General features: G+C 64.1%; 6 protein-coding genes. 5 read left to right on the top strand and 1 reads right to left on the bottom strand.

The window, feature by feature from the left end:
• The coding region (locus tag Q0K15_RS04710; protein ID WP_294513005.1) for a class I adenylate-forming enzyme family protein at positions 1 to 1,594 on the bottom strand (1,594 nt) is incomplete at its 3' end.
• Positions 1,595 to 1,817: 223 nt separating this feature from the next.
• Here Q0K15_RS04710 and Q0K15_RS04705 point away from each other — a divergent pair.
• The 5 genes from Q0K15_RS04705 (at position 1,818) to Q0K15_RS04685 (ending at position 6,369) form a co-directional block, all read left to right on the top strand.
• Positions 1,818 to 2,171: a YerC/YecD family TrpR-related protein gene (locus Q0K15_RS04705; protein WP_227603064.1), complete on the top strand. Its 354-nt coding sequence runs from the start codon at positions 1,818 to 1,820 to the stop codon at positions 2,169 to 2,171.
• Positions 2,168 to 3,910, top strand: coding sequence for an indolepyruvate ferredoxin oxidoreductase subunit alpha (gene iorA / locus Q0K15_RS04700; RefSeq protein ID WP_294512976.1), 1,743 nt, complete (start codon positions 2,168 to 2,170; stop codon positions 3,908 to 3,910). Before Q0K15_RS04705 ends, iorA begins: the two co-directional genes overlap by 4 nt.
• Positions 3,911 to 3,913: 3 nt before the next feature.
• Positions 3,914 to 4,486: an indolepyruvate oxidoreductase subunit beta gene (locus Q0K15_RS04695; RefSeq protein WP_294512973.1), complete on the top strand. Its 573-nt coding sequence runs from the start codon at positions 3,914 to 3,916 to the stop codon at positions 4,484 to 4,486.
• Positions 4,487 to 4,618: 132 nt separating this feature from the next.
• Entirely contained in the window at positions 4,619 to 5,920 is a 1,302-nt protein-coding gene (locus tag Q0K15_RS04690) for a phenylacetate--CoA ligase (protein WP_294512970.1), read from the top strand.
• 14 nt (positions 5,921 to 5,934) lie between these two features.
• Positions 5,935 to 6,369 carry an ACT domain-containing protein gene (locus Q0K15_RS04685; protein WP_294512967.1) on the top strand — a complete coding sequence of 145 codons (435 nt, stop codon included), beginning with the start codon at positions 5,935 to 5,937 and terminating at the stop codon, positions 6,367 to 6,369.
• Positions 6,370 to 6,375 lie beyond the last annotated feature (6 nt).

The raw sequence follows: 6,375 nt of genomic DNA, 5'->3' as shown, positions 1-6,375 counted from the left end.
ACTGCTCCCGGAGCCTGGGCTTTTCGATCTTGCCGGTGGCGTTGCGGGGGACGGGGGCGAAGATGATCTTCCGGGGGCGCTTGTACCGGGGCAGCTCGTTGCAGAAGCGGTTGATCTCCTCCTCGGTGCAGGTCTCCCCCTCCTTGACTTGGATGATGGCGGCGGCGATCTCACCCAGCCGCCGGTCGGGCAGGCCGATGACGGCCACGTCGTGGACCTTGGGGTGGGCGGAGAGGAAGTCCTCGATCTGCACCGGGTAGAGATTCTCGCCGCCGGAGATGATGACGTCCTTTTTCCGGTCCACCAGGTAGTAGAAGCCCTCCTCGTCCTGGCGGGCCATGTCGCCGGTGTGGAGCCAGCCGTCGTGGAGGACCTCGGCGGTGGCCTTGGGGTCGTGGTAATAGCACACCATGACGCCGGGCCCCTTCACGCACAGCTCGCCCACCTGACCCTGTTCCACCTCAGCGCCGTTCTCGTCCACAATCTTGGCCTGCCAGCCGTAGCCGGGGACGCCGATGGCCCCCACCTTTTCGATGTTGTCCAATCCCAGGTGGACACAGCCCGGGCCGGTGGACTCGGAGAGGCCGTAGTTGGTGTCGTACTTGTGGTTGGGGAAGTAGCGCACCCAGTGCTTGATGAGGCTGGGGGGCACCGGCTGGGCGCCGATGTGCATGAGCCGCCACTGGCTGAGCCGGTAATTGGGCAGCTGGAGGACTCCCCGGTCCAGGGCGGCCAGGATGTCCTGGCACCAGGGCACCAGCAGCCACACGATGGTACACCCCTCCTGGGAGATGGCGTGGAAGATGGCCTCGGGGGAGTTGCCCTTCAGGAGGACGGCCTTGCCGCCGGTGAAGAGGGAGCCGAACCAGTGCATCTTGGCGCCGGTGTGGTAGAGGGGCGGGATGCACAAAAAGACGTCCTCATGGGTGGTCTTGTGGTGGATGGCCTCCATGCGGGCGGCCTGGAGGAGGGCGTTGTGCCGCAGGAGGATGGCCTTGGGGAAGCCGGTGGTGCCGGAGGAGTAGTAGATGGCGCCCTCGTCCTCGTCGTCGATGAGGACCTTGGGGGCCACGCTGGAACAGTTGGCCGCCGCCCGGTGGTAGTCCTCGGCGAAGGAGGGGCAGCTGTCCCCCACGAAGAAGAGGAGCCGCTCCCGGCCCAGGTCGTCGGCGATGTCCTCCACCCGGCCGATGAACTCGGGGCCGAAGAAGAGCACGTCGGCGTTGGCCAGCTTGACGCAGTAGTCGATCTCCTCGGCGGTATAGCGGAAGTTCAGGGGGACGGCCACCGCCCCCGTCTTTAAAATGCCGAAATAGATGGGCAGCCATTCCAGGCAGTTCATCAGGAGGATGGCCACCTTCTGGCCTTTCCGGATGCCCCGGCCCAGGAGCAGATTGGCCACCCGGTTGGCCTTCTCGTCAAAGACCGACCAGGTGATCTCCCGGCGGTAGGGGACGGAGGAGGTGGGCTGGATCAGGGCGTACTCCTTCCAGGTCACCCGCTGCTTCTCGTGGACCTCGGGGTTGATCTCCACCAGGGCGATCTCATCACCATAGAGCTTGCTGTTGCGCTCCAGCAGATCGGTAATGGGCATACCGGCTCGTTCCTTTCCGCGGCGGGCGGACCCGCCGGTTATTTTTTCCTTTAAACCACTAAAGTATCATAGCCGATTTCCCACGCCCTGTCAAGTCAACCAAATAAATTTTAAAAATGGCGAATTTTTTGTTTACTGTCACGCTTTAATGTGTTAACATTGAAGTAGTATACCCAGCCGGCGGGAGCCGGTCCATTTTTTGATCGTCCGGAAGGAGCATATTATGGCAAAGACAGAGCGCAAGGAGCGCAGTCTGGCGTTGTACGAGACCATTGCGAAGCTGAAAGATGCGGAGGAGTGCTGCCGCTTTTTTGAGGACCTGTGTACACCGGTGGAGTTGCGGTCCATGGAGCAGCGCTTCGATGTGGCGGTCTATCTCCAGCAGGGGCTGGTGTACCTGGACATCCTGGAGCGGACGGGGGCCAGCAGCGCCACCATCAGCCGGGTGCGGCGGGCCATGCTGGACAACGGAGCGGGAGGCGTCATGCGTGACGTGATCCTACGGAGCGGTCTGGACAAGCGGGAGATCCCGCCGGTCTCCCAAGAAACGCAGGAAAGCAAGGTGGAAGTGGAATGAAGCAACTGATGTTGGGCAACGCCGCCGTTGCCCGGGGGCTCTATGAGGCTGGTTGTTCCCTGATTTCCAGCTATCCAGGCACCCCCAGTACCGAGATCACCGAGGAGGCCGTCCAGTATGACGAGATCTACTGTGAGTGGGCCCCTAATGAGAAGGTAGCCATGGAGGCCGCCTTCGGCGCCTCCCTGGCGGGTAAGCGTTCCTTCTGCGGCATGAAGCACGTGGGCCTCAACGTGGCCGCCGACCCCCTCTATACCATGTCCTACACCGGCGTCAACGCCGGTATCGTCATCGGCGTGGCCGACGACGCCGGGATGCACTCCTCCCAGAACGAGCAGGACTCCCGGCACCACGCCATCGCCGCCAAGCTCCCCATGCTGGAGCCCTCCGACTCCGCCGAGGCCCTCCAGTTTACCAAGCTGGCCTACGAGCTCTCCGAGGAGTTCGACACCCCGGTGCTGCTGAAGATGTGCACCCGGGTCTCCCACTCCCAGGCCCTGGTGGAGACCGGCGACCGGGTGGAACCCCCGGCCAAGCCCTATGAGAAGAACATCGCCAAATACGTCATGATGCCGGGCAACGCCAAGCAGCGCCACCCCGTGGTGGAGGAGCGCACCCGGAAGCTCGTCGCCTGGGCGGAGACCGCCCCGGTGAACCGGGTGGAAATGGGCGGCACCGCCCTGGGCATCATCACCGCCTCCACCTCCTACCAGTACGTCAAGGAGGTCTTTGGGGACTCGGTCTCCGTCCTCAAGCTGGGCATGACCAACCCCCTGCCGGTGGAGCTCATCAAGAACTTTGCCTCCAAGGTGGACCGTCTGGCCGTAGTGGAGGAGCTGGACCCCATCATTGAGGACCACTGCCGCAAGCTGGGCCTGGAGGTCCTGGGCAAGGACGTCCTCCCCATGATCGACGAATTCTCCCAGAACCTGGTGGCCGCCGCCCTGGGCGGCGAGGTACATACGGGCAAGGCCCTCAACCAGGCCGTCCCCGGCCGCCCCCCCGTCATGTGCGCCGGCTGTCCCCACCGGGGTCTTTTCTATACCCTCAACAAGAATAAGTGCACCGTTCTGGGCGACATCGGCTGCTATACCCTGGGCGCCGTGGCCCCTCTGGCGGCCATGGAGATGACGCTGTGCATGGGCGCCTCCGTGTCGGCCATCCACGGCTTCAACAAGGCCCTGGGCGGCGAGAGCGAGGGCAGGACGGTGGCCGTCATCGGCGACTCCACCTTCATGCACTCGGGCATGACCGGCCTTGCCAACATCGCCTACAACCAGTCCAACTCCACCGTCATCATCCTGGACAACTCCATCACCGGCATGACCGGCCACCAGCAAAACCCCACCACCGGCTACAACATCAAGGGCGACCCGGCGGGCAAGATCGACCTGGAGGCCCTGTGCCGGGCCATGGGCTTTAACCGGGTCCGGGTGGTGGACCCCTACGACCTGAAGGCCTGCGACCAGGCCGTGAAGGAGGAGCTCTCCGCGGCGGAGCCCTCGGTTATCATCTCCCGTCGGCCCTGCGCCCTTCTCAAGTACGTCAAGCACAAGCCCCCCCTGGCGGTGAACAAGGACAAGTGCATCGGCTGCAAGTCCTGCATGAAGATCGGCTGCCCCGCCATCTCCATCAAGGGCGGCAAGGCCTGGGTGGACAACACCCTGTGCGTGGGCTGCGGCGTGTGCGAGCAGCTGTGCCCCGTGGGTGCCTTCGAGAGCACCGGGAAGGAGGGTTGAGCCATGGAAACCAAGAACATCATGATCGTGGGCGTGGGCGGCCAGGGCTCCCTGCTGGCCAGCAAGCTGCTGGGCCACCTCCTCATGGAGCAGGGCTATGACGTAAAGGTCTCCGAGGTCCACGGCATGTCCCAGCGGGGCGGCAGCGTGGTGACCTACGTCCGCTACGGCGACAGGGTCTACTCCCCCGTCATCGACAAGGGCGAGGCCCACTGCATCGTCTCCTTTGAGCTGCTGGAGGCGGCCCGGTGGCTGGAGTACCTGCGGCCCGACGGCCAGATCGTCACCTCCACCCAGCAGATCGACCCCATGCCGGTCATCACCGGCGCGGCGGAATACCCCACGGACCTGGTGGCCAAGATGCAGGCCGCCGGCGCCAAGGTGGACGCCCTGGACTGCCTGGCCCTGGCCGAGGAGGCCGGCTCCTCCAAGGCGGTGAATCTGGTCCTTATGGGCCGGCTGTCCCACTACTTCGACTTCCCCGAGGAGGCCTGGCAGGAGGCCATCAACGCCTGTGTGCCGGAGAAGTTCCTGGAACTGAACAGGAAGGCCTTTGCCCTGGGCCAGAAGGCATAAACTCCGCTCCGCTTTCTTGAAAGAAAGCTTGGCAAAGAACTTTATTTGATATGTCGATACCGGGTCCCCCTTGCTCCGCCTTTTCGCGGGAGGGGGCAGGGATATTTCAGAAACCAGAGAGGGATGATACCCATGGAACGCTATTATCAGCCTGAGATCGAGTGCGCCTCCCGGGAGCAGATCCTGGCCTGGCAGAACGAGCGACTGGTCAAGCAGGTCCAGCACGTGTGGGACAATGTCCCCTACTACCGCAAGAAGATGGAGGCCAAGGGCCTCACCCCCGCCGACATCAAGGGCGTGGACGACCTTCACAAGCTGCCCTTCCTCTCCAAGGCCGACCTGCGGGAGGCCTATCCCTACGGCCTGGTGGGCATGCCCCTGAAGGACTGCGTGCGCATCCAGTCTACCTCGGGCACCACTGGCAAGCGGGTGGTGGCCTTCTACACCCAGCACGACATCGATCTGTGGGAGGACTGCTGCGCCCGGGCCATCGTGGCCGCCGGCGGCACCAACGAGGACGTGTGTCAGGTGTCCTACGGCTACGGCCTCTTCACCGGCGGCCCCGGCCTCAACGGCGGCAGCCACAAGGTGGGCTGCCTCACCATCCCCACCTCCTCCGGCAACACTGAGCGGCAGATCATGTTCATCCGTGACCTGAACGCCACCATCCTCTGCTGCACCCCCTCCTACGCCGCCTACATCGGCGAGACCATGCGGGACATGGGCCTCACCCCCGACCAGATCCCCCTGAAGGCGGGCATCTTCGGCGCCGAGGCCTGGAGTGAGGAGATGCGCCAGGACATCCAGAACACCCTGGGCATCAAGGCCTACGACATCTACGGCCTCACCGAGCTCTCCGGCCCGGGCGTGTCCTTCGAGTGCTCCGCCCAGAGCGGCATGCACATCAATGAGGACCACTTCATCGCCGAGATCATCGACCCTGACACCGGCGAGGTGCTGCCCGAGGGCAGCCAGGGCGAGCTGGTCTTTACCTCCATCACCAAGGAGGCCTTCCCCCTGCTGCGCTACCGCACCCGGGACATCTGCTCCCTCAGCCGTGAGAAGTGCCCCTGCGGCCGCACCCATGTGAAGATGGTCAAGCCCAAGGGCCGCACCGACGACATGCTCATCATCCGGGGCGTCAACGTGTTCCCGTCCCAGATCGAGACGGTGCTCCTCAACTACGGCTACCCCGCCAACTACCAGATCATTGTGGACCGGGTCAAGTCCACCGACACCCTGGACGTCCACGTAGAGATGACCCCCGAGATGTTCACCGACAACCTGGGCGAGGTCTCACGCCGTCAGGACGAGCTGGTGGACGGCCTGCGCTCCATGCTGGGCCTGGCGGCCAAGGTTACCCTGGTGGCCCCCAAGTCCATCGTCCGCAGCGAAGGCAAGGCCGTCCGGGTCATCGACCGCCGCAAGATCTGAGGGGAGGAACGACCATGAGTTTGAAGCAGATCTCCGTGTTTCTGGAAAACAAGCCCGGCACCCTCCACGCCATGACCACCGCTCTGGCCCAGAACGGGGTGGACATGCGGGCCCTGTCCCTGGCCGAGACCAAGGACTTCGGCATCGTGCGGCTCATCGTGGACAACGTCTACGACGCCACCACCGTGCTCAAGGACGCCGGCTTCATTCACAGCCTGACCCCCGTGCTGGGGGTGATGATCCCCGATGAGCCCGGCGGACTCAACCAGGTCCTCCAGGTCCTCAACGAGGCCGCCGTCAATGTGGAGTACATGTACGCCTTCCTGGGCGGCGCCGACGCCGACCACGCCTACATGATCTTCCGGGTCCAGGACGGGGAGGCGGCCACCGCCGCCCTCACTGCCCACGGCATCCGCCTGGTGGACCAGGACGAGGTGGCCGGACTGTAACAACAG

Source organism: uncultured Intestinimonas sp. (genome assembly GCF_944387245.1).
Lineage (GTDB): Bacteria > Bacillota > Clostridia > Oscillospirales > Oscillospiraceae > Intestinimonas.
The sequence above is the reverse complement of the archived record's forward strand: the minus strand, read 5'-3'. Positions and strand labels throughout refer to the sequence as shown.